Here is a 23,295-nt window from a genome sequence, read left to right as displayed (position 1 = left end):
GGCGAGGCCGGCTCCAGGTCCGTGATTAGAAGATTACGCGTAGGAGCAGCGCGCCCAGGATGATGAGGACGATGATGCCGCCGATGCGGAGTAGTTCTTTCCGCAGCGCAGCTTTCCGCGCGGCTTCGGCGGCTCGCTCCATGGCCCGCGCGCGTCCGGCTCGCCGTGCCTCGTTCAGCCCGGCCACCTCGGTCGCCAGCTTCTTGTCCAGCTCTGCGAGGCCCTCGACCAGCGGCTCCGGCGAGTCGTAGGCGATCGTCGGCGCGGCGGAGGCGTCCGGCACCAGGATGTGCGCCGCGACCAGCCGCGCCTCGGCGTTGGAGAGCGTTCGTTTGGCGTAGACGAGCCAGTCGTCGCAGGCCTTGAGCGCGAGCTCCTGCGCACCTTTCGCGCGGGCGATCGCCGTTTCCTCGTCCGCTTTCGCGCTGCGCCGGCGTTCGTCGGCGAGGTTCGGCAGGTTCGCCAGCTGGTTGACCGCCGCCAGGTAATCGGTCCATTCCGGATCGATGGGCGCTTGTCTGCTCATCGCCCACGCTCCGGCAGACCGAACGGCACGACCGGCACCGGCCGGCCACCGTGCGAGAGGTCGCAGAACAGGCCACGGTGCAGCTGCGCCTGGTACCGCAGGTACGGCCCGAGCACACCCTGCACGTCCGCCTCCGGCACCCGCAGGAACACGTAACCGCCGACCAGCGGCGCGTACTCGTAGCCGACGTGCTCGCTGAAGACCCTCAGGCTGTTCCACCACCCGATCAAGTGGACGTCGACCAGCGGCCCCTCGCGCACCAGCGTCCGCAGGGCATCGGTGGGCACCGTGCCGGTGTCGTCGTAGTGGTCCAGCCGCGCCGCGCGGTGCAGGCCGATCCCGAGCACGTAGATCGGACGTCGCTCCGCGGTGAGGTCGGCGTGTTTGCCGCCGCTCGCGATCCGCTCGTCGACGATCCGGGCGAGCTCGGAGAGGCCACCCCCGACCGCGCCGCCGGTGTACCGCGTCACCCCGTGGTCGTACGCGCCTGCGGCCTCGGCGAGCAGCGCGGTCTCCGGGGAGCCCGCGTCGCCGCCGACGGCGTCCAGCAGCACGAACTCGGCACCCCCGCGGACGTGCTGCGCGGCCAGCGACCAGACCACCGCGCCCAGCGTGCCGAACGCGTCGTCGCGGCCGTCGCCGACCACCGCGAGCGTGCGGCCGGGGTCGGCGGTGAGCCCGAACGCGACCGGCGCCGGGTCGACGTCCACCGGGAGCCCGAGCAGCGCGAACTTGGTGTCGTCGCCGGGTGGCGCGTCGGTCAGGACCCGCTGGAGTGCGGCGGTGAGCAGGTTGGGGTCGGACGGGCGCGCGGCGTAGAAGACCCGGGGCGCCGCCGGGCGTCCGGCCTTCTCCCAGAGCGTCCGCCGCAGCGCGTCCAGACGCTGCTCGTCCGCGTACGCGACCACACCGCGCCGGTTGTGGGCCGGGTCGCCGTACTCGCGGTTGAACACGATCTCACCGCGGAACCGCAGCTGCGCGGCCTCGGTGTTCTGCCTGCCGAGCACCGCCTCGGACTCGCTGGCCTCGGTCTTGAGCGACACCCGCCAGGGGAACTGACCGAAGATCGACCGCTCCTTGGTCACCAGCGTCTCGATGCCGGAGAGCGTCTGCGAGGCGAGCACCAGGTGGACACCGACCGCACGACCCCGGCGAGCCAGCGTCTCGAGGATCACGATCGACGCGCGGGCGATGTCGTCGTCCTCGGCCACCAGCACCTGGAACTCGTCGATGACCAGCAGCAGCCGGGGCACGGTCTCGTTCGGGCGCAGCGTCCGATACCCGGCGAGGTCGTTCGCACCGGCCAGCCGGAACTGCTCGGCACGGCGGCGGAACTCCCCGTCCAGGTAGCGCAGCACCGCCAGCCCGAACGCGCGGTCGCCCTCCAGGCCCAGCACGCGGGCGTGCGGCAGGTGCCACGGACGCCCCGGCCGCGGCCCGAGGCGGTCGAACTCCAGGCCGTCCTTGAAGTCGAGCAGGAACATCGCGACCTCGTCCGGCGAGTACGAGGCCGCGATCGAGTGCAGCAGCACCAGCAGCAGGTTCGACTTGCCCTGCCCGGAAGCGCCCCCGATCAGGACGTTCGGCAGCGACGGGTCCGAGCCCCGCAGCTCCAGCTCGACCGTGTCCAGGCCGGCCCGCCCGATCTTCGCGGTCATGCCGCGGATCGCGTCCTCGGTCCACAGCTTGTCCGGCTCGGGCAGCAACGGCTCGAATTCGACGACCGGCGCGGCACCGCGGCGAGCACCCTCGGCGACGCGGGCCGACACCCGTTCGATCAGCTCGCGCGGCGGCGGCTGGTCGGGCCGCACGGTGACCGCGGGCAGCGCGTTGACCGTGATCGCCGAGTTCCGGCCCCGCGCGACGTTGAGGTGCCGCAGCAGCTCGGCCGGGTTGACGCCGTCGTCGGGAACGACCCGCGGATCGTGGTGGACCAGCAGCGAGACGCCGCGGTGCGGACCGCCCTCGGCCAGCCGGATCAGCTCGGTCTGCGCCCGGCTGTCGACGCCGTACGGGTAGTCGCAGACGACGACCAGCCGGTACGGCTCGGGCTGGACGCCGGTCACCTCGGTCAGCGTCGCGAGGTCGGGGACGCCGTGCGCGCCGGCCAGCTCGGCCACCCGCATCACCGCCGCACGCAGCAGCGTCAGACGCGCGAGCAGCTCGTTCGGCGTCGCCAGCGGGTCGGCCAGCAGGTCGTTGCCCGCCTTGCGCAGCGCGGCGAACGGGCTCGTGACGCCCCGGATCCGCGGGTCGTAGGTGACGATCTCCAGCCGGCCGGGCGGTGCGGCGGCCAGCGCGCGCAGCAGCACCGAGTGCATGGTGCGGATCGGCCAGTCCTTGTCGTCGCCCTCGGCGATCAAGCCGAGCGACCCGACGTCGAGCAGCGGGACCAGCGCGGGCAGCTGATCGGGGTGCGCACCGCTCTGCCGCGGATCGGCTCCCGGCACGGACAACGACCCGATGCGGACGTAGCGGGCAGGGCCGGTGCCCAGCCAGTCGTCGGAGCGCCAACCCGGGGCGTCCCAGTCGGCCGAGGCGGCGAACGGCGCGATCCGGCCGACCCGGTTGGCCAGCGTGTCGCGCGCCTCCTCGTACGCGTTGTCGGCGTCGGCTTCGGCCTTCTGGACGGCACGGTGGGTACGGCGGGCGGCGTCGCGCTCGGCGATCTCGTACGCACCGGTGGCGGCGCTGCGCCCGGCGTCGGCGGCGGCGAGGAGCGCGTCCGCGGTGCCCCGCAACCGCAGGAACGTCGTCCGGATCTGGCGTTCCTCGGCGGGCAGCGGGTCGGTCGTGTCCTCCGGGTCGCTCAGCGGCGACGTGCCGGCCGACCGGTGGTTGTCGGACCGCGGAGTGCCCTGCGGGTCAGCCTTGTCGCGCCGGGCACGCGACCAGCGTCCACCGGCCCGGCGGGTGCCCGGCCCGCTCCCGCCAGCCTGACCGCCACCGGGCTGGTTCGTGCGTGGAGGCATCATCCGACGTGTCGTCTCCTGGGTCGCCTCTGGTGGATCGCGTACCGGCGCTACAGGGTCCCGGCGAACTTCTTACCTTCGGACGAGACCTGCAGGAGGGCGGCTGAGGCCTCGTCGAGCTTCTTTTCGGCGGCTTGGAGAGCGGCCACCATGTTCTGGTCGGTGCGGCGCGCCGAACCGCCGATCGTCCCCTGAACTGCGGAGATCGTCACCGTGAAGTTCTGCTTCATGGCCACGAGTTGCTGCGACAGCTTCGTGGACCGATCGGAGAGCGCGGCAACTTGCTGTCGCAATTGGACGAGCCTCGATTGCGTCGACACTGACTATTCCTCACTTTCAGTGCCCTTCGGCGAACCGCCTGTGAGTAGGGTAGCCGTTCGACCTGGGCTCTAACCCGGCCTCCCGGATCCCGACCCCGATCGCGTCCGGACCATCCAACCGCAACCTGTAACGACACTTCCACGTCTGTACGCGTGGCAAGCGTCACGACGACGACTGAGAGTAACTGTCGGCGAGAAGGCGGAGTCAGCCGACCTCCAGGCTCCGGAGCGCGGTTCGCATCCGGTGGATGTCAGCGGCGTCCAGATTGGCCTGGCGGTCGATCTCGAATTCCGCGATCTGCTCGCCGTCCTCGGGTTCGGTCAGCGTGATGTGGATGATCCCGTCCTCGTCGTAAGCGATGACGATGTCGAACTCGACCGCGCCGGTCTTCTGCGGGATCGCTAGCCGGGCGGATCCCACGACCGTGGCGAAGCGGAGGTCCGGATCGTCGCCCTCAGTGACTACCAGTAACACTTCTCGCTGGTTTTCGGCCAACGTGCGGAAGCGACGCCTGCCCTGGCACGGGATCGGTGTGTTACGTGGGATGACGATCGAGTTGACCTGTTCGCCGCTCTCCCGCGCCCTCGCGACCACCCCGACGCCCTGCGAGGTGACGTCGTTGACGGTCACGGTCCGGCGTGGACGGCCCTCCGGGTGGCGCCGGGCGTTCGAGAGCACGTCGGCCAGGACCGCCGCCCCGAGCGCGACCGCCTCGTCCGGGTGCACCGATCGGTCGGCGCGCACGCCGGTGACCTTCTCGACCATCGCCGTGACCATCGGCATCCGGGTGGATCCACCGACCATCAGGACGCTGCCCAGGCGGCCGAAGCCGACCCCGGCCTCCTCCATGACCTCCTGGACGATCTCCTCGGTCCGGCGCAGCAGCGGCCGGGTGAGGGCCTCGAACGTCGGCCTGGTCACCGTGACGACGTGCTCGCCGCTGTCGACCTCCACGGCGATCTTGGCCTCCGGGAGCGTGGAGAGCTGCCGCTTGGCCTGCTCGCAGTGCTCCCGCAGGATCGCCTCGGTCTCGCCGTCGTCCAGTCCCGGCGCCAGCAGCCAGAGGCCGGTCGCCTTCTGCATGAGCTCGGAGACGTGGATCATCAGCGCGTTGTCGAAGTCGAACCCACCGAGGTTCCGGTCGCCCGCGGTGGCCAGCACGTCGAAGCGCCCGTAGCCCATCCGCATCACCGTGCAGTCGAACGTGCCGCCGCCGAGGTCGTAGACGAGCAGCGTCTCCTCGCGGTCGGCGTTGTAGCCGAACGCCAGCGCGGCCGCGGTCGGCTCGTTGAGCACCCGCAGGACGTCCAGGCCCGCGATCTCGCCCGCGTCGGCGGTCGCCTTGCGGCGGGCGTCGTCGAAGTACGCCGGCACCGTGATCACGGCCTCCGACGCCGGGGCGCCGAGCGCCGCCGAGGCGTCCTCCGCGATCCGCTTGAGGATCAGCGCGCTGATCTGCTCGGCGCTGTACTCCTCGCCGGTCGACGTCGGGAACCGCCAGGTGGGGTCCCCCATGTGCCGCTTGACGAACTCGACGCAGTCGGCCGGTGCCGCGGTCACCGCGCGGCGGGCGGCCAGCCCGACCATCGGCTTGTTGCCGCGGAAGCAGACGACCGACGGGGTCGTGGGGTGGCCCTCCCGGTTGTGCAGGATGTACGGCTCGCCGTTCTTCGCGACGGCGGCTGCCGCCGAGAACGTGGTTCCGAGGTCGATCCCGATCGCGCTCACGCCATCCCCCCTGCCCCTCCGCCGCGGCTCGGCCACCGCAGCCCGCGGCGGCCCTTACCCCGGCTCTCGGGAATGCCGGTGTCATCGGTACGGGGCGCCGGATCCCCGGGCTCCGGGCGGAACGAACCACCGCCCGCCCCACCCTCGCGGCCCTTTCCGCCGCCCTGACGGTCGCCGGGGCCGCGGCCGACCCGCCGTGGCACGGTCTCGGCGATCAGCGCCGCGTTGCGCTTGTAGACCGGCTCGTAGCAGGTGTACAGCAGCGCGCCGACAAAAGTCAGCACGACGATCAGGACGCCGACGGCGAACGCCTGCTGGACGAGGTCTCCGGTCTGGCTGGCCCGGTAGATGTTCGGGGCGCAGCAGCAGCCCGACACCAGCAGCAGTCCGAGCCCGACCGGCCAGCGCCAGTTGCGGCGGAACGCGTTCGGGGAGAACCGGCGGCGGCGTGCCCGCCGGGCGTACTCCCGCTGCTGCTCGAGGTCCTCCAGGACCGCCGGGTCGGCCGGGCGAACCGAGATGCCCCGGCTGGCCAGCGCCAGCACGTAGCTGGCCTGAGCCTCGCTGGCGATCACCAGGCGCCCGTCCGGCAGCTCGTGCTGTGCGGCGACGGCGCGCTCGGCCAGCGCGGTGCCCAGCGCCGTGCGCACGTCACCGTCGTCCGGACGGAGGCGGTAGGCGTCCTCGGCGTCCCGGACGGCCTCGTCCACGCGTCCGGCCCGCAGCAGCGCGGTGACGATGCGGACCCGGTAGTCGATCCGGCTCGGGTCCAATTCGGCCGCTGTGCGGTAGGCGGCCACCGCACGTTCCGGACGCCCTCCGCGGTCGAGGATCCAGCCCCGTTCGGCGTGCAGGTGGGCGGATTCCGGCTCCAGCGCCAGCGCCCGTTCGATCGCCGAGTTCGCGGTCTCCGAGTCGTCGGAGCGAGCCGCCGCGTCGGCCAGCACCGACCACGCGTAGGCGTTCTGCGGATCCTCGTCGACGGCGCGGCGAGCGGTGAAGATCGCGAGGTCGGACTGGCCGCCCTTGAGCTGCTCGACGGCCCGGACCAGCCATTCGCGAGCGGCGGGCGCGACCGGTGGCGGCCCGGGACGCTGTGCGGCCGGCGGCGTCTCCGGCGGCTCGGTCGCCTCGGCGGCGTGCGGAGCGCTGGAGGCGCCGTGCGCGCTCGTCGACGGGGGCCCGGCCGGGAGCAGCGCGCGCTCGGCGGCGTCCAGCGCCTGCATCCACCGCTCCGCTTCCTGGCGGGCGTTGATGTCGGGTGCGGTGGTGCGGCGGCGCCACTTCCGGCGCTCGGTCGTGATGCGCTGGCGGATCGTCGCCTCGTCCGCGTTCCGATCCAGACCGAGCAGCGCGTGGTGGTCACCGTCGGCCGCCGGACCGGGGCCGGTCGGCCCGTCGGACCCGAGGCTGCCCACTGCGCGACCTCCGCTTTTCGTTGCGCCGCCCGGGCGCGGCCGTTCCAGTGTCTGCCGCCCGGGGAAACGCCCGGCGGTGGCGGTCACGCTCGTGCTCGGACTATAACCTCGCGCGCACCGTCAGCGTCCCTTCGACCGTCCATACCCGCCAGGGACGGCGGAATCCCGGTCCTGACAAACAGAAGCGCGACCCACGACGGAGGTGTCGTGAGCCGCGCTTGCCGGACTGAGCGACCAAAGTGGCTGTGGGGGCAGCTGGTCGCGCACCGGAAGAGTTCAGTCGCCGGTCCGCTGCTGCGGGATGCCGGCCAGGAGGGCCCGGACCTCCGACTCGCGGTAGCGGCGGTGACCGCCGAGCGTCCGGATCGCGCTGAGCTTGCCGGCCTTCGCCCACCGGGTGACGGTCTTCGGGTCGACCCGGAACATCGTCGCGACCTCGGCCGGGGTCAGCAGCGGCTCCGATTCGGGGGTACGGGTAGCCATCGAAATCTCCTTCAGAGGGGTATGCGGCGGGGAGGGCGCCGCATTGCCCTCCATGCTCCCGGGTGTCCGCCTTGCCCGACATGGGCCGAAAGGATGATCCTGCGTACCGATCCGGCCTAATAGTGGGACAGTGCGCATACCGGCCGTTTACTGACGGTAGTCCGAAGGGTCGGTAGGGCGACTGTATCCGCAGGTAGGCCCCTATTCGACGGCGAATTTGGCGCATGTCAACCGTTCGGCCAATACGGATCCACCATGTCGTCGGAAGTGGCGGTCTGTCCCGACTAGCCCACCCATCCGCCTTCATTCCGTGACCGTCCCTTTGCCGGACGTACCTGTCGATCGGCCGAGGTGTGTTCCCCTTTCCGGGCGACTGACCGGGTCCGCTGTCGGGCACCCGATCTGTAGGCCCGGCCTAGGGTGGTAAGCGTCGTGGAAGGAGTGGCGATGGGCGTTTTCGCACCGAATTCCGCCGCCCCCGGCGAACCGGGAGCGACCGGTCACGAACAGGTGGTGTTCTGCCAGGATCAGGCCACCGGCCTGCGGGCGATCATCGCGATCTACTCGACGGCGCTCGGTCCCGCGCTCGGCGGGACCCGGTTCCATCCGTACCGCACCGAGGCCGACGCCGTCCACGACGTGCTCGAACTGTCCCGGGCGATGGCCTACAAGAACGCGATGGCCGGGCTCGACCACGGCGGGGGCAAAGCGGTGATCTGGGGTGACCCCGCCACCGACAAGACCGAGCCGCTGCTGCGAGCCTACGGGCGCTTCGTGCAGTCGCTGGGCGGCCGGTACTTCACCGCCTGTGACGTCGGGACGGTCGTCGCGGACATGGACGTGGTGGCCCGCGAGTCCCGTTTTGTCACCGGCCGCTCACCCGAGCACGGCGGCGCCGGCGACTCCTCGGTGCTGACCGCGTTCGGCGTCTACGAGGGCATGCGGGCCGCGGCCGCCCACCGGTGGGGCACCGCGTCGCTGGCCGGCCGCCGGGTCGGCATCGCCGGTGTCGGCAAGGTCGGCAGGCACCTCGCGGCGCTGCTCGTCGAGGCAGGCGCGCACCTGCTCGTCGCGGACGTGAACACCGCTGCGGTCGAGGCGCTCGTCGCGAAGTTCCCGACGATCGACGTCGTCGACCCGGTCGCGCTGGTCGGCACCGCGGTCGACGTGTACGCCCCGTGCGCGCTCGGTGGCGCGCTGGACGACGAGACGGTCCCGGCACTGCAGGCCGAGATCGTCTGTGGCGGCGCGAACAACCAGCTGGCCCACCCCGGCATCGACAAGCTGCTCGCCGACCGCGGGATCCTGTACGCGCCCGACTACGTCGTGAACTCGGGCGGTGTGATCCAGGTCGCGGACGAGATCGAGGGCTTCGTCTTCGAGCGGGCGAAGCGCCGGGCGGCGGGCATCCACGAGACGACGCTCGCCGTGTTCCGCCGCGCCGAGACCGACGGGACCACCCCGGCAGCCGCCGCCGACCGGCTCGCCGAACAGCGAATGTCCCAGGTCGGAAGGCTGCGATCGATCCTGGTCAGCGGTGCACCGCCCGGCGCCACCGGCATGATGACGCGGGTGTGATGCGCATCACGTAAGCTTGCTCCCTCGGCCGCTGTTCGAGGACGACGACGCTCGTCCGGGCACGGCTAACATCGTCCGTCGTTGCCCGAGAGCTGATCGGCCCAACCCGCGAGGTGCCGAACGTTGGGCGGGGACGGTACGGTGTCAGTACGAGACATGCCATCATCCGGGGCCTCTCGCATGACGCCCCGATACACCTGTGCGAGGGGGTCGAGCCAATGGGGCGCGGCCGTGCTAAGGCTAAGCAGACGAAGGTCGCGCGTGAGCTGAAGTACAGCTCTCCCAACACCGACCTCGACGCTCTCCAACGGGAGCTTTCGAGTTCCCCCAGTTCCGCCTCCACGGATGACGACGAGTACGAAGATGAGTACTCGGGTCGTTACGACGAAGACGACTGGGCACCGCGGCGCTGAGCCGCGAACCAGTAGCGACGTTCCCGCCACTGGCTTGGTCAACGACTGACGGCTCCGGCCCTAGGTCGTCCCAACCATCGCCGCGCCGGCACTCCGGCGCGGCGTTTCGTGGCAGGGCGGGTGGAGGCCGACGAGGCGTCGAGGTGCGTGGGAGAACGCTCACGCGAGAATCGCGGCCCCCACCGAAGGGTGGGGAGAGTCACCTCACGGTGACTGAGTGCGGGATCTTCGGTCGCCCGCTGCTGCGGTTCTGAGATGCTGGCCGCGGAGCTATGAACGGTGCAAGCCTGGTCAGTCCCTGTTTGCGCCGTTCGTCGCATCCGACGGTACTTTCGCGCACAGCTGGTCGTCTTCCGCCGGCACGTGGCGGCGCGGGGGAACACTCGGGTGCGATGCCCGAAGCCGCCCGGCCGGTCGGCGCCTCCCCGGCATGCCGGGCCCTGGAGAAGGAGACGTTCGTGACCAGCCAGCACGCGGCGTACGCGGCGGTGTTCCCGATCAGCGACCAGCTGCCCCTGGGGCGCGCCACCGCGGATCTCGCGACGATGACTCTCCGGTCGGGCAATCTGCTCGCCAGCGACGGTGTGAAGACCGGTCACGACCCCGACGAGCGGCCCGCTGCTGCCTTAGCGGTCCCGGAAGCGCCGGAGGCCGCCACCGAGCAGCCGTTCGGGCTCCGCTTCGCGACGCGCCCCCAGGGTGCCGTCGACCTTCCGCTGGACGCGATCGCCTACGACGACGACACCCAGACCGCGCTGGCCAGGGACGGCGCCGGCTGGACGCCGCTGATCCACCACTCGATGGGGCTGACGCTCCGGACGACCGGCCAGATTCCGCGCGAGGACGAGATCCACGACAAGTCGTCCTGACGTGCCGCCCACCGTCCTGATCCTGACCGAACGGCTCGACCCCACCGCGGACCTGGTGGTGACCGCACTCACCGAGCGCGGGGTCGCCGTCCATCGGGTGGACACCGCGGACTTCCCCACCCGGCTCACGCTCACCGCGGAGTTCGGCGGGGCACGATCCGCCGACGGCTGGGAGACGACGCTGCGCTCGGCGTCCCGGTCGGTCGACCTCGGCGACGTCTGCGGGGCCTACTACCGGCGCCCGTCCGCGTTCGCGTTCCCGCCGATGGACGGCGCCGACCGGCAGTGGGCCGAGCTGGAGGCGCGGATCGGTCTCGGCGGGCTGCTGGCCACGGTCCCGAACTGGCTGAACCACCCCAGCCGGATCGGCTACGCCGAGTACAAGCCGGTACAGCTGGCCACGGCCGGTACGGCCGGCCTCTCGGTGCCCCGCACGCTGATCACCAACGATCCGGACGCCGCCCAGCGCTTCGCGCGGCAGACCGGCCCCGTGGTGTACAAGCCGTTCTCCTCGACGTCGGAGCGGGACGGGCGCCGGATGTTCGTCTACACGTCGCCGGTCGCCGCCGAGGAACTCGAGGACGACGCGATCCGGCTGACCGCCCACCTGTTCCAGGAGCACCTGGAGAAGGCCTACGAGGTGCGGCTCACGGTCGTCGACGAGCAGTTCTTCGCGGCGGCGCTGACGGCCCGGTCAGCGGCCGGTCAGATCGACTGGCGCAGCGACTACGACGCGATCGAGTACGCGGTCACGAGCGTTCCGGGGAGCGTGCGGGACGGGCTGTGCCGGATGATGCGGACGCTCGGCCTGCGGTTCGCCGCGGTGGACTTCGCGGTGACGCCGTCCGGCGAGTGGTACTTCCTCGATCTCAACCCCAACGGCCAGTGGGCCTGGATCGAGCACGAAACCGGCCTCGAGATCTGCGCCGCCATCACGTCGGCGCTCGCCCCCACGTGACGACGCAAAACCGGGCTCTACGGCGACCGTAGAGCCCGGGTTCGCGTCAACTCAGGAAGGATGCGAGTCGACCAGGCGGACGTTGCCGGTGCCGGAGACGATCTCGCCGGCAACCCAGGCCTTGACGCCCCGGGCCGAGAACGACGCCACCGCACGGTCGGCCTGGTCCGGCGGCACCACGACCACCATCCCGACCCCCATGTTGAACGTCCGCTCCAGCTCCGGCCGGGTCACCCGACCGATCGTCCCGATCAGGTCGAAGATCGGCTGCGGCCGCCACGTCGCCCGGTCGATGACCGCGTCGACGTCCTCACCGATCACCCGGACGACGTTCCCCGCCAGCCCGCCGCCGGTGATGTGCGCGAGCGCGTGCACCTCGCACTCCTCGATCACCGCGAGGCACGCCTGCGCGTAGATCGTGGTCGGCGTCAGCAGGTCCTCGCCGAGTGTCCGCTGCCGCCCGAGCTCAGGAACGACCTGGTCGAGCCGCATCTTGCCGTCGGCGAGCAGCGCGTGCCGGACCAGCGAGTACCCGTTCGAGTGCAGCCCGGACGAGGCCAGCGCGATGATCTGGTCACCGGCCTTGATCCGATCGGCACCGAGGATCGAGTCCGCATCCACGACGCCGACGCCGGTCGCCGCGATGTCGTACTCGTCCGGCGACAGCAGGCCGGGGTGCTCCGCGGTCTCGCCGCCGAGCAGCGCGCACCCCGCCCACCGGCATCCGTCCGCGATGCCGCCGACGATGTCCGCGACCTTCTCCGGCACGACCTTGCCGATCGCGATGTAGTCCTGGAGGAACAGCGGCTCGGCGCCACACACGACGAGGTCGTCGACGACCATCGCGACCAGGTCGATGCCGACCGTGTCGTGGATGTTCATCTGCTGAGCGATGGCCAGCTTCGTGCCGACCCCGTCGGTGGACGAGGCCAGCACCGGCTTTTTGTACTTGTCGGTGTCGAAGGCGAACAGCCCGGCGAACCCGCCGATGTTCCCGACCACCTCGGGCCGGAACGTCTTCTTGACCTTGGACCGCATCAGCTCGACGGCCCGGTCACCGGCCTCGATGTCGACCCCGGCAGCGCGGTACGAGGCACCAGCCTCGGCGTCGCCGCCGCTCGTGGCATCGCGTGACGTACGCGTCACTCGGGCGCCACTCTGTGTGGGCGCCCCGGACGTCACCACGTCCTTCACTCCGCCTCCATGTTTTCCGGCCCCGTATTGGCCTACGACTACTACGCCCACTGAGGGGACTTCAGGGCCGGCTGAGGGCTCCGGCTCCGCCTGGCGAAGCCACCAGGGGCAGCGGCTCCCGACCGACACCACGCTCGATGCCCTCGAGCATGTGCTTACCGATCATGTCGTCCGCGGGCAATGCGATCGGGTACTTGCCATCGAAGCACGCCATGCAGAGACGCTTACGCGGCTGCTCGGTGGCGGCGACGAGTTCGTCGAGCGACACGTACGCGAGCGAGTCGGCGCCGATCGACGCGCGGACGCCCTCGGCGTCGAGCCCGTTGGCGATCAGCTCGGCCTTGCTCGCGAAGTCGATGCCGTAGAAGCACGGCCACTTCACCGGCGGCGACGAGATGCGCACGTGCACCTCGACCGCACCGGCTTCGCGCAGCATCCGGACGAGCGCCCGCTGAGTGTTGCCCCGCACGATCGAGTCGTCGACGACGACCAGCCGCTTGCCGCGGATGACGTCGCGCAGGGGGTTGAGCTTGAGCCGGATACCCAGCTGACGGATCGTCTGCGACGGCTGGATGAACGTCCGGCCGACGTAGGAGTTCTTGACCAGGCCGATGCCGTACGGGATGCCGCTGGCCTGCGCGTAACCCACCGCGGCCGGGGTGCCGGACTCGGGCACCGGGATCACCAGGTCGGCGTCCACCGGGTTCTGCGCGGCGAGCCGGCGACCGATCTCCACCCGCGTCGCGTGCACTCCGCGACCGGCGATCGTGGTGTCGGGACGGGCCAGGTAGACGTACTCGAAGATGCAGCCCTTGGGCTCGGGCATCGCGAACCGCTCGGAGCGCAGGCCGCCCTCGTCGATCGCGATCAGCTCACCCGGCTCGACCTCGCGGACGACGCTCGCGCCGACGATGTCCAGCGCGGCCGTCTCGCTGGCCACCACCCAGCCGCGCTCGAGCCGCCCCAGCACCAACGGCCGGACGCCCTGCGGGTCGCGGGCGGCGTAGAGCGTGTGCTCGTCCATGAAGACGAAGCTGAACGCGCCGCGCAGCGTCGGCAGCACCTCGAGCGCCGCCTGCTCCAGCGACCGATCCGGGTCGGCCGCGAGCAGCGACGTCACCAGCGAGGTGTCGTTGGTGCTCACCGGGCCCTGCGAGGTCATACCGGTGGCAGCGACCGCCCGGGCCAGCTCACCGGTGTTGACCAGGTTGCCGTTGTGGGCCAGCGCCACCGACGTCCCGGCCGACGTCGACCGCAGCGTCGGCTGGGCGTTCTCCCAGGTCGAACCGCCGGTGGTCGAGTAGCGGGCGTGACCGATCGCGAGGTGGCCCTGGAGGCTGGCCAGCGTCGTCTCGTCGAAGACCTGGGACACCAGCCCCAGCTCCTTGTAGACCACGACACCGTTGCCCGCGCTCACCGCGATACCGGCGGCTTCCTGGCCACGGTGCTGCAGCGCGTAGAGCCCGTAATACGTCAGCTTCGCGACGTCTTCACCGGGTGCCCACACGCCGAAGACCCCACAGGCGTCCTGGGGGCCGGTATCGGAGGGGTCGAGTTCGTGCGTCAGCTTGCCGTCACCACGGAGCACGCGGCCAGTCTAGTTGACCATCGGGACGGTTGAGCCGCGGCGAGATCCGGGTTTCCGGCAGGAGCCCGCGGATGTTGCATACTGTCGCCCACCCGTCGCCGGGGTGTATCCGGCTCCCGGGATGTGGTTCACTCTTCGTCGTGACCGCGACCCCGTACCTCGTCCCGCTGCCGGCGACCGCCGGCCGCTCGGGGCTGAGCCGGCGCGGCCACGTGTACGACGAGTGTTGTCGCTGACGACCGCCCGGCTCGCGCGCAGTCCGTTCGGACGCCGCGGGCAACTCGCCGGAGCCCTGATCGGGAGTACCGGCAATTCCCCGGAGACGGATTCGTCGTGCTGGACTTCCCCGAGCCCTACCTGCTCGCCCCTTCCTCGCTGACGCCCACCGCCCTGCGCGAGCGAGCCGAGGCGTTGCTCACTGTTACTGATCCCACAGTCTTCGAGAACCTGCCGACCGGCAGCGCGATCGAGCTGCGTGGCAACTTCCTCTACGACGCCTGGCTGGTGAAACTCGGCCCGGACGCCGCCAGCGACCTGCACGCCCACGAGCGCGGCTTCGGCACCGTCGCCGTGGTTTCGGGTGCGCTGCGTGAGACCCGGGCGTCCCGCGACGGCCTGGACGAGCGCGTGGTCGCGGCCGGCGACATGGTCGGCACCCGGCCGGGCGACACCCACCGGCTCACGGTGGAGGGCGAGGGGGCGGTGGCCGTGTACCTGGCCTCGCCGCCGAGGGGTGCCGCTCCGCGGATCGTGACGAGCACGTCCGCCGTTCCGGTGGTACCCGCCGCGGCCGTCTAGGCCAGCGGCAGCCAGACGCTCAGGTCGGCGCGCGAGCCGCTCGCCGACACCTTGCCCGCCGCCACCGCGTCGGCCCAGGTCGTCCGCCCGGTGGCCAGCGACACCCACGTCGCCGGGTCGGTCTCCACGACGTTCGGCGGTGTCCCCCGTGTGTGCCGCGGCCCGTCGCCGCACTGCACGGCCCCGTACGGGGGCACCCGCACCTCGACCGACTTGCCGGGCGCGCTCCGGGCCAGCACCCCGAGCAGATGCCGCACCGCGTTCCGGAGCACCAGCGGCGCCACCGACTCACCCGCGTCCAACGCCGCGACGGCTGCCGCCACGGCGTCCGGATCTTCGACCACCTTCGCCACAGCCGAACCGTAACGCTGTCCACAGATCGGTTGCGTCGCACCGCCCGGACGCCCCGGCGTGCAACGATCGGTACCGCCTGACGGCCCGGACGGCCGAGGGAGATCGGTCCGAGCGGACGGAGGTTCCCCGAGTGACTCGGGCAAACCGCCGAGACGTTAGGTATCGCCCTCCTTGGCAAGGCATAGTTGTCGGTCGTACAACCACCGAAGGGGCGCGGTGGTTGAGCCCCCCAACGGACGGGTGTCGGGTAAGACGGTCGGAGCGCCACCGGGCGCGACCCGGGAGACGCGGGAGACAGTGGTGCGGCGGTACGCAAGGCGGCTGGGCGCGGCCCTGTTAGCTGCCCTCGCAGCGGCGGGCCTGGTTTTCCTCCCCTCCACCACCCCGGTGTTCGCGGGGGAGCCCGCCGACCTTCGGCTGGAGGTCCGGCAGGGCAACTTGGCGAGCCAGGCGGGCGGGCAGCCGGCGACGCTCGTGTTCGCGGTCACGAACGACGGTGACAAGAAGGCCGACGCGTTCAACGCGAACGTGGTCATTCCGTTCGGCGACCGCGGCGTTTACCTGGCCAGCAGCAGCCCGCCCTGCAATCAGGTCAATGGGCCGACCGTGCTGGTGTGCCCGGTCAGCGAGCTCGACGTCGGTAAGACGACCGTCTTCACGCTGGTCATCGGCGCACCACCGGCCGGGTCCCTGCAGCCGACCGACGTGTTCAGCGCGACCGGCCAGATCACGATCGACGCCGGCGGCGACGATCCGAACCCGGCCAACGACAGCAGCCAGTTCACGCTCAACCTCGCCGGCGCACCGCCCGCCGTCACCCAGATCAACGGCACGATCGTCGACGGCAGCTCCGGGCAGCCGATCGTCGGGGTGAGCGTCGTCGCCCGCGACGTCAACGGCACCACGTGCCTGGCGACCACCGACTCGGCCGGTGCGTTCAACTGCACACCGAGCCCGCCGCTGGCCGGCAGCAAGGTGACGATCGAAGCGACGATGGCCGGCTTCGAGGTCAGCCGCACGACGGTCACGCCACAGAACGGCACGATCACCGGCGTCCAACTCGCGCTCGACAAGCAGGTCGCCAGCGCGAGCCCGACCCCCTCGACCGCGCCCAGCAGCCCGGCCCCGGCGACCAGCCCGGCTCCGCAGGCGCTGAAGGCCGACGACGGTGGCTTCCCGTGGGACACCGTGCTGGTCGTTCTCGGCATCGTGCTGGCGCTCGGCGGCCTGGGTGCTCTGGGCTGGTGGATGTACAAGCGCAAGGACAAGGACTCCGGCGGTCCTGGCAGCGGCCCGCAGGAGCTTCCCGACCTGGTCGCGGCCGAGTCGATCATGCCGACGATGCCGGTGCGGGTGCCGAACAGCGTGCTGTCGGAGACCACGGTCGCCAACCAACCCCCGTTCGGCCGGGCCGAGGCGCCCGCGGGTGCCGCCGCGACCGCGGTCTGGGGCGCGCCGCCGCCGGCGGGCAACTGGCAGCCCGGCGGGTGGGCGCAGAACGCCGACGAGGCGCCCTACGTGAACCGCTCGACCGAGCCGATCCACGTGTCCGGCGCGCCCAGCGGCTGGTCGGACAGCGACTCCGGCCACGGCTCGTCGTCCGGCGAGCGCACCGCGGAGTGGCCCACGATCGACCCGTCGCCCGCCGAGTCGGACGCTCCCGCTTCCGGTGTTCCGGCCTCCGGTGTTCCCGCCCCGGTGTCCGGTAGACCGGTCGCGCCCAGCGACCCCACCACGGCCTGGCCCGCGGTCAATCCCGGTTTCGAACAGCAATGGGGGACGCCGGGCCGAGCGGCCTACGGCGAACCGCCGCTCGCCGAGGCACCGCTGGCGGGCTGGGACACACCCCCGGCCGCCGCACCCCAGCCGACCCCGATGTCCGGGCCGCCGCTCGCGGCCACATCGGCGGGGTACCCCGCCGCGCCGGGCCAGGTTCCCCCGACGCCGCCCGGCCCACCGCACACGTCGGTGATGCAGCCGACCGCGCAGTGGTCCGCGCCCCCGTCCTACCCCGCCCCGGCACCGCCGACCGCTTCCCACCCCGCGTCGGCGCCCCCCGCCTCGGCGTACCCGACGTCCGCATACTCCGCCGCTGCACCGCCGACCGCGGCGTTCCCCGCGTCGGCGCCTCCGGCTGCGGGGTACCCCGGCGCCGCCCCGCCGACCGCCGCGTTCCCCGCGTCGGCGCCCCCGGCGGCTGCGTACCCGGCCTCCGCGCCGCCAGCGTCGGCCTACCCGGCGTCGGCGCCGCCGGCCGCTGCGTACCCGGCCTCCGCGCCGCCAGCGTCGGCCTACCCGGCGTCGGCGCCGCCGGCCGCTGCGTACCCGGCCTCTGGGCCGCCGGCTGCCGGTTATCCCGCCGCCGCGTCTCCGGCCTACCCGGCTTCGGCGCCGCCCGCGGCTGCGTACCCCGCATCGGCCCCACCCGCGGGCGGTTATCCCGGGTCGGCGCCGCCGTACGGCGGCTACCCCGGGCCGCACCCGTCGGCGCCCCCCGCGAACGGCTACGCCGCGCCGGCCCCGACCCAGGCATGGCAGCAGAACGACGGGCAGTGGCAGAGCGACGGACAGTGGCAGGGCCCCAACGGCGGCGGCCCTCAGTGGGCCCAGGCACCCGGATCAACGCCCGGCCACCCGGGATACCCTGCGCAGGGCTACCAGCCCGCGACGCCGCCGATGAGCGGGCCTCCGGCCCCGGCCCCGGCCGGCCACCCGGCCCCGCACGGCGCCTACGGCGGCTACCCGCAGGCCGCGCCGCAGCAGCCCGGTCCCGTCCCGCCCGCTCCGGAGTACCAGCCCGAACCGGAGTGGTCGGCGCAGCAGTACTGGCCCCCGAACGGCCAACGCTGAGCGTCCGCTCGGCCCACCCCTGGCCGGCGGCGCTCAGCTCCCCGAGCGCCGCCGATGCCTTCCCCGAACGGCGGGCCGCCGCCGAAGCGGATTGCATTTGGAATGCCGATAGCCCTCGCGAATGCAATCCGCTTCGGTGGCTCCGATTTAGCCGAACAGGTTCGGCAGAGTCCCCGTCCATGCTGAGCGCAGCTCGTCCAGCGGGATCGTGAACTGGCCCTGCACCTCCAACGCACCGCCGACCTTGTCGACGACGCCGATCCGGGTCCAGGGCAGCGCCCGCATCGTGCACATGTCGGTGAAGCGGAGCTCCTCCGTACGCGGCACCGACACCAGCACCCGCCCGGCCGACTCGGAGAACAGCCAGACGAACGGGTCCGCGCCCTCCGGCAGGACGATCCGCGCGCCGACGCCGTACCGCAGCGTCGCCTCGGTCAGCGCCTGCGCCAGCCCACCGTCCGACAGGTCGTGGGCCGCCGAGAGCATCCCGTCCCGCGATCCCGCGATCAGGATGTCGGCGAGCAGCTTCTCCCGCGCGAGGTCCACCTTCGGCGGGACGCCGCCCAGGTGCCCGTGCAGAGCCCACGCCCACTCCGAGCCGGACAGCTCCTCCTCGGTCGACCCGAGCAGGATCAGCGACTCGCCGTCGTCCTGGAAGCCGATCGGCGTCCGCCGGGCGACGTCGTCGAAGACGCCCAGCACACCGATGACCGGCGTGGGGTGGATCGCCGTCGACCCGGTCTGGTTGTAGAAGCTGACGTTGCCGCCGGTCACCGGAGTGCCCAACTGCTGGCACCCGTCCGCCAGGCCGGTCACCGCCTGCTGGAACTGCCACATCACGTGCGGGTCTTCCGGGCTGCCGAAGTTGAGGCAGTTCGTGACCGCCAGCGGCGCCGCGCCGGTCGTCGCCACGTTCCGGTACGCCTCGGCGAGCGCGAGCTGCGCCCCGGCGTACGGGTCGAGCTTGGCGTACCGGCCGTTGCCGTCGGTGGCCAGCGCGATGCCCCGCCCGGTCTCCTCGTCCAGCCGGATCACACCGGCGTCCTCGGGCTGGGCCAGCACGGTGTTGCCCTGGACGTACCGGTCGTACTGCTCGGTGACCCAGGTCTTGTCGGCCAGGTTCGGGCTCGCGACCAGCTTGAGCAGCGTCTCGCGCAGCTCGTCACCGGTCTTCGGCCGCGGCAGCGTCTCGGCCCGGTCGGCGCGCACCAGGTCGAAGTCGCCCGGCCGCTCGATCGGACGGTTGTACACCGGCCCCTCGTCCGACAGGCTTCGCGGTGGAACATCGACCACGACGTCGTCGTGCCAGGTGATCACCAAACGGTCGCCCTCGGTGACCTCGCCGATCGCGGTCGCGATCACGCCCCACTTGGCGGCCAGCGCCAGCACCTCGTCGAGCTTCGACGGCTCGACGATCGCGAGCATCCGCTCCTGCGACTCGCTGGCGAGGATCTCGTGCGGCTCCATCGACGGCTCGCGCAGCGGAACCCGCTCGAGCCACACCCGCATCCCGGACTTACCGGCCGCAGCGGTCTCGGTGGTGGCGCAGGTCAAGCCGGCGCCCCCGAGGTCCTGGATGCCGACGACCAGCTTGCGGTCGAACATCTCCAGGCAGGACTCGATCAGCAGCTTCTCCGCGAACGGGTCGCCGACCTGCACCGACGGGCGCCGGGTCTCGGCGCCCTCCTCGAATGTGGCGCTGGCCAGCACCGAGACGCCGCCGATGCCGTCCCGGCCGGTCTTCGCGCCGAGCAGAACGACGACGTTGCCCACTCCGCGCGCGGCCGACAGCTGGATCCGGTCGTGCGGCATCACGCCGACGCAGAGCGCGTTGACCAGCGGGTTGCCCTGGTAGCACGGGTCGAACACGACCTCGCCGCCGATGTTCGGCAAGCCGAGGCAGTTCCCGTAGCCGCCGACGCCCGCGACGATGCCGGGCAGCACGCGAGCGGTGTCGGGGTGGTCCGGCGCGCCGAAGCGCAGCGGGTCCATCACCGCGATCGGGCGGGCACCCATCGTCAGGATGTCGCGGACGATGCCGCCGACGCCGGTCGCCGCGCCCTGGTACGGCTCGACGAAGCTCGGGTGGTTGTGGCTCTCGACCTTGAACGTGACGGCGAGACCGCCGCCGACGTCGACCACCCCGGCGTTCTCCCCCATGCCGACGAGCAGCGCGTCGGTCTTCGGGGCCTTCTCGCCGAACTGCCGGAGGTGCACCTTGCTCGACTTGTAGGAGCAGTGCTCGCTCCACATGATCGAGTACATCGCGAGCTCGGTCTGGGTGGGCCGGCGGCCGAGTACCTCGCGGATTCGGGCGTACTCGTCGTCCTTGAGACCGAGCTCGAGGTAGGGCTGCTCGGCGTCCGGGGACTGTTGGGCCTGGGAAACGGTGTCGGTCACGCGGGCACCAGCGCTCGGATCACGGAAGTGAAAAAGCCGAGCCCGTCGGTGGACGGACCGGTCAGTGCCTCGATCGCGTGCTCCGGGTGCGGCATCAGCCCGACGACGTTCCCGGCCTCGTTGCTGATGCCGGCGATGTCGCGCAGCGAGCCGTTCGGGTTACCGACGTAACGGGCGATCACCCGGCCCTCGGCCTCCAGCGCGTCGAGCGTCTTCTCGTCGGCGATGTAGGCACCCTCACCGCTCTTCAGCGGGATGAGGATCTCCTCGCCCTCCTGGTAGTCCTGCGTCCAGCGGGTGGAGGTGGACTCGATCCGCAGCTTCTGGTCGCGGTTGCGGAAGTGCAGGTGGTGGTTGCGGCGAAGCGCACCGGGCAGCAGGTGCGACTCGCAGAGCACCTGGAAGCCGTTGCAGATGCCGAGCACCGGCAGGCCGCCCTTGGCCGCGTCAACGAGCGTGTTCATCGCCGGTGCGAACCGGGCGATCGCGCCGCAGCGCAGGTAGTCGCCGTACGAGAAGCCGCCGGGCAGGATCACCGCGTCGACGCCGCGCAGGTCGGCGTCCGCGTGCCAGAGGGAAACCGGCTCACCGCCGGCCAGCTTGACCGCGCGCAGCGCGTCCCGGTCGTCGAGCGAACCGGGAAAGGTGATGACTCCGATCCGAGGGCTCACTGCGCAACCTCGACACGGACCTCGAAGTCCTCGATCACCGGGTTGGCGAGCAGCGTCGCGGCAGCGCGGCGCACCTCGTCCAGAGCCTCTTCGGTGGCCTCACCGGCGAGTTCGACCTCGAAGCGCTTGCCCTGCCGGACAGCGGCGATCGAAGAGAACCCGAGGGTGGGCAGGGCGTTGGCGATGGCCTGGCCCTGCGGGTCGAGGATTTCGGGCTTGAGCATGACATCGACGACGACGCGGGTCGACGCGGGCACGGATACTCCAACCAGTGGCGGGATGCTGCGTTTCCAGCGATTCAGCGTACCGAGCGTTCCCGGGCGAACCGGCACGACCGCCGGTTGCACGGGCCACACCCGGCGCGTCGCGGTGCGTATCGACGCTGCTCAGTGGTCCCTCCGGACGACTAACCGACGATCGTTCCGGTCCGCGACGGTCGGCGCTCAGGGCAGCAGCGCCGGCGCCAGCGCGGTGATGAGACGGTCGGCTGCCCCGGCGGCGTCCACCTGCTCGTCGTCTGCGAATTGATGCAGGAACGCGTGCTGGAAGCACGCGCCCAACACCAGGGCGGCCAACGACGACGGGTCGGCGTCCGCGTGGATCCGGCCGCGTTCCTTCTCCGCGGCGAGGTACTCGGCCAGCGCCTCGTTGGCTTTGTGCGGACCGGCTCCGGTACGCCGGAGAGCGGCTCGATGGGCGTGGAGCACCTTCGGCTCGGCGAAGATCGACACCGAGATCGGGAAGCTGTCGGCGTAGAACGTGATCGCTGCCTCGGCGACCGTTCGCAGGTTGTCGACGACGGTTCCCGCCTCGACGTCCAGCGTCTCGATCGTGGGCAGGAACCGGGGCAACCGCTCGGCGAGCACGCGGACGAACAGCTCGGTCTTGTCCGTGAAGTGCTTGTAGAGCGCCGCCTCGGAGAGGCCGGCGGCTTTGGCGATCTCCTTGGTGGTCGCATGCGCCATGCCGCGTTCCCGCATGACGGCTGCTGCGGCGTCGAGGATTCGGTCTCGGGTGCTCAGCGCGCTCTCCCTTGACATCGGCGTGGCTGCGTCGTCAGTCTAGGTTGGTGAGTACTCACCAACCAGGGAGGGTGGGCATGAAAATCACCGTGATCGGCGCCACCGGCGGCATCGGCACCCAGGTCGTCAGCCAGGCGCTGAAAGACGGAGACGAGGTCACCGCGCTGGTCCGCGATCCGGCCCGGCTGTCGGCCCCGGCCCATCCCCGGCTGGACGTGGTCCGGACCGACGTGCTGGATGCGGGTCAGCTCGCGCCGCTCGTGGCCGGCCGCGATGCGGTGATCTCCACGCTGGGCACCCGGGAGCGAGGGCCGACGACGATCTGCACCGACGGCGCGCGTTCCTTGGTGGCGGCGGCGACCGAGGTCGGACTGCGCCGGGTCCTGGTCGTCAGCGCCGCCGGGGCCTTCATCGAGAAGAGCGACGACCTGGTGACGCGGCGCGCGGTGAAACCGCTGTTGGGAGTAGTGCTCCGGAACACTTTTGCGGACACCCGAGCGATGGAGTCGATCATCCGGGAGAGCGGCCTGGACTGGACGATCGTCCGGCCGCCGCGGTTGACCGACGGACCGCACACCGGCCAGTACCGCACCGGCTACGACGGCGTGCGACGCGGCTACACGGTCGCGCGGGCCGACGTCGCCGATTGCCTGCTCTCGCTGATCAGCCGCGCGGAGACCGCCGGCCGCACGGTCACGGTCGCCCACTGAACGCGCGGATCCCCGCTCCGCGGGCTGCGGAGCGGGGATCCGGTGCAACTCTCAACTCACCGACCGCGGAACCAACCGAACCGGTTCCCCGTGAACGCCGACCCCAGCTGCTCGGTCGTCGCTTGCGCGTTTCCGAGCTGCAGGTTGCCTGCGGTGACGTTGACCGCGATCAGTCCCGCAGTCTGGTTGGTGGTGTTGTTGAAGACGTTGCCAACGCCGGCGGAGCTGCTGGCGTACTCGCGGTAATTGAAGCCGGCGACCTCGTCATCCGCCTGCGCGGCTGTCGAACCTGCCGCAACAAGACCGGCAGACAGAATGACGACGCCAGCTCCACGACGAACCCAAGTATTCACAGTTTCCCTTTCTCGGTAACAAGAAGAATAACGATCAACGCGCACTATCGCCGGTGACCGCTGGGCTGGAATACCGGGCAACGCCGAAC

Annotated in this window: 21 protein-coding genes; 7 read left to right on the top strand and 14 right to left on the bottom strand. The window is 71.5% G+C overall.

Annotation, left to right across the window (positions count from 1 at the left end; translation table 11 throughout):
- Positions 1-25: 25 nt before the first annotated feature.
- From BUB75_RS29875 to bldC, 6 genes are all read right to left on the bottom strand, one after another.
- A complete protein-coding gene (locus BUB75_RS29875) occupies positions 26-526 on the bottom strand; it encodes a hypothetical protein (RefSeq protein WP_073261473.1) in 501 nt (166 codons plus the stop codon).
- On the bottom strand, positions 523-3,501 hold the full coding sequence (locus BUB75_RS29870; protein ID WP_073261471.1) for an FtsK/SpoIIIE domain-containing protein: 2,979 nt from the start codon (positions 3,499-3,501) through the stop codon (positions 523-525). Before BUB75_RS29870 ends, BUB75_RS29875 begins: the two co-directional genes overlap by 4 nt.
- 47 nt (positions 3,502-3,548) lie before the next feature.
- Positions 3,549-3,791, bottom strand: a complete 243-nt coding sequence (locus BUB75_RS29865; protein ID WP_143175486.1) for a hypothetical protein — start codon at positions 3,789-3,791, stop codon at positions 3,549-3,551.
- A 232-nt stretch (positions 3,792-4,023) separates the two neighbouring features.
- On the bottom strand, positions 4,024-5,547 hold the full coding sequence (locus BUB75_RS29860) for an Hsp70 family protein (RefSeq protein ID WP_178380008.1): 1,524 nt from the start codon (positions 5,545-5,547) through the stop codon (positions 4,024-4,026).
- A complete protein-coding gene (locus BUB75_RS29855; protein ID WP_073261468.1) occupies positions 5,544-6,965 on the bottom strand; it encodes a tetratricopeptide repeat protein in 1,422 nt (473 codons plus the stop codon). Before BUB75_RS29855 ends, BUB75_RS29860 begins: the two co-directional genes overlap by 4 nt.
- Before the next feature lie 276 nt (positions 6,966-7,241).
- Positions 7,242-7,448 carry a developmental transcriptional regulator BldC gene (gene bldC / locus BUB75_RS29850; protein WP_035858691.1) on the bottom strand — a complete coding sequence of 69 codons (207 nt, stop codon included), beginning with the start codon at positions 7,446-7,448 and terminating at the stop codon, positions 7,242-7,244.
- 447 nt (positions 7,449-7,895) lie between these two features.
- Here bldC and BUB75_RS29845 point away from each other — a divergent pair, with 447 nt between their 5' ends.
- The 4 genes from BUB75_RS29845 (at position 7,896) to tgmB (ending at position 11,266) form a co-directional block, all read left to right on the top strand.
- Entirely contained in the window at positions 7,896-9,026 is a 1,131-nt protein-coding gene (locus tag BUB75_RS29845; RefSeq protein WP_073261467.1) for a Leu/Phe/Val dehydrogenase, read from the top strand.
- A gap of 218 nt (positions 9,027-9,244) precedes the next feature.
- Positions 9,245-9,439, top strand: coding sequence for a DUF3073 domain-containing protein (locus BUB75_RS29840; protein WP_073261466.1), 195 nt, complete (start codon positions 9,245-9,247; stop codon positions 9,437-9,439).
- Positions 9,440-9,831: 392 nt separating this feature from the next.
- Entirely contained in the window at positions 9,832-10,308 is a 477-nt protein-coding gene (gene tgmA, locus BUB75_RS29835) for a putative ATP-grasp-modified RiPP (protein ID WP_073261465.1), read from the top strand.
- A 1-nt stretch (position 10,309) separates the two neighbouring features.
- Complete coding sequence (gene tgmB / locus BUB75_RS29830; RefSeq protein WP_073261464.1) at positions 10,310-11,266, top strand: ATP-grasp ribosomal peptide maturase; 957 nt, start codon at positions 10,310-10,312, stop codon at positions 11,264-11,266.
- Between the two features lie 51 nt (positions 11,267-11,317).
- Here the strand turns inward: tgmB and purM are convergent, their stop codons facing one another.
- Both purM and purF read right to left on the bottom strand, forming a co-directional pair.
- Positions 11,318-12,451 carry a phosphoribosylformylglycinamidine cyclo-ligase gene (gene purM, locus BUB75_RS29825; RefSeq protein ID WP_425430905.1) on the bottom strand — a complete coding sequence of 378 codons (1,134 nt, stop codon included), beginning with the start codon at positions 12,449-12,451 and terminating at the stop codon, positions 11,318-11,320.
- Positions 12,452-12,521: 70 nt separating this feature from the next.
- Complete coding sequence (gene purF, locus BUB75_RS29820) at positions 12,522-14,048, bottom strand: amidophosphoribosyltransferase (protein WP_073261462.1); 1,527 nt, start codon at positions 14,046-14,048, stop codon at positions 12,522-12,524.
- A 333-nt stretch (positions 14,049-14,381) separates the two neighbouring features.
- Here purF and BUB75_RS29815 point away from each other — a divergent pair, with 333 nt between their 5' ends.
- Positions 14,382-14,846, top strand: a complete 465-nt coding sequence (locus BUB75_RS29815) for a cupin domain-containing protein (protein WP_073261460.1) — start codon at positions 14,382-14,384, stop codon at positions 14,844-14,846.
- Here BUB75_RS29815 and BUB75_RS29810 read toward each other — a convergent pair.
- The gene (locus BUB75_RS29810) at positions 14,843-15,169 is read right to left on the bottom strand and encodes a sterol carrier family protein (protein WP_073261604.1); all 327 of its coding nucleotides are present in this window, start codon (positions 15,167-15,169) and stop codon (positions 14,843-14,845) included. The two genes, BUB75_RS29815 and BUB75_RS29810, sit on opposite strands and share 4 nt — an antisense overlap.
- 247 nt (positions 15,170-15,416) lie before the next feature.
- Between BUB75_RS29810 and BUB75_RS29805 the strand changes: the two genes are divergently transcribed.
- Positions 15,417-18,050, top strand: coding sequence for a carboxypeptidase regulatory-like domain-containing protein (locus BUB75_RS29805; protein WP_178380007.1), 2,634 nt, complete (start codon positions 15,417-15,419; stop codon positions 18,048-18,050).
- A 147-nt stretch (positions 18,051-18,197) separates the two neighbouring features.
- Here BUB75_RS29805 and purL read toward each other — a convergent pair whose 3' ends face one another.
- The 4 genes from purL to BUB75_RS29785 form a co-directional block, all read right to left on the bottom strand.
- Positions 18,198-20,450 carry a phosphoribosylformylglycinamidine synthase subunit PurL gene (gene purL / locus BUB75_RS29800; protein WP_073261455.1) on the bottom strand — a complete coding sequence of 751 codons (2,253 nt, stop codon included), beginning with the start codon at positions 20,448-20,450 and terminating at the stop codon, positions 18,198-18,200.
- Complete coding sequence (gene purQ / locus BUB75_RS29795; protein WP_073261453.1) at positions 20,447-21,121, bottom strand: phosphoribosylformylglycinamidine synthase subunit PurQ; 675 nt, start codon at positions 21,119-21,121, stop codon at positions 20,447-20,449. The genes purL and purQ overlap by 4 nt, the downstream gene beginning before the upstream one ends.
- Positions 21,118-21,378: a phosphoribosylformylglycinamidine synthase subunit PurS gene (gene purS, locus BUB75_RS29790; RefSeq protein ID WP_245806327.1), complete on the bottom strand. Its 261-nt coding sequence runs from the start codon at positions 21,376-21,378 to the stop codon at positions 21,118-21,120. Before purS ends, purQ begins: the two co-directional genes overlap by 4 nt.
- A gap of 186 nt (positions 21,379-21,564) precedes the next feature.
- Positions 21,565-22,161 (bottom strand): TetR/AcrR family transcriptional regulator, encoded by a 597-nt coding sequence (locus tag BUB75_RS29785; protein ID WP_218617834.1) that lies wholly within the window; start codon positions 22,159-22,161, stop codon positions 21,565-21,567.
- A gap of 59 nt (positions 22,162-22,220) precedes the next feature.
- Between BUB75_RS29785 and BUB75_RS29780 the strand changes: the two genes are divergently transcribed.
- Entirely contained in the window at positions 22,221-22,853 is a 633-nt protein-coding gene (locus BUB75_RS29780; protein ID WP_073261451.1) for an NAD(P)-dependent oxidoreductase, read from the top strand.
- A 56-nt stretch (positions 22,854-22,909) separates the two neighbouring features.
- On the opposite strand, the gene BUB75_RS29775 is transcribed toward BUB75_RS29780, so the two are convergent.
- Entirely contained in the window at positions 22,910-23,206 is a 297-nt protein-coding gene (locus BUB75_RS29775) for a hypothetical protein (RefSeq protein ID WP_073261449.1), read from the bottom strand.
- Positions 23,207-23,295 lie beyond the last annotated feature (89 nt).

Origin of the sequence: Cryptosporangium aurantiacum, assembly GCF_900143005.1 — a bacterium.
GTDB classification, from domain to species: domain Bacteria; phylum Actinomycetota; class Actinomycetes; order Mycobacteriales; family Cryptosporangiaceae; genus Cryptosporangium; species Cryptosporangium aurantiacum.
The sequence above is the reverse complement of the archived record's forward strand: the minus strand, read 5'-3'. Positions and strand labels throughout refer to the sequence as shown.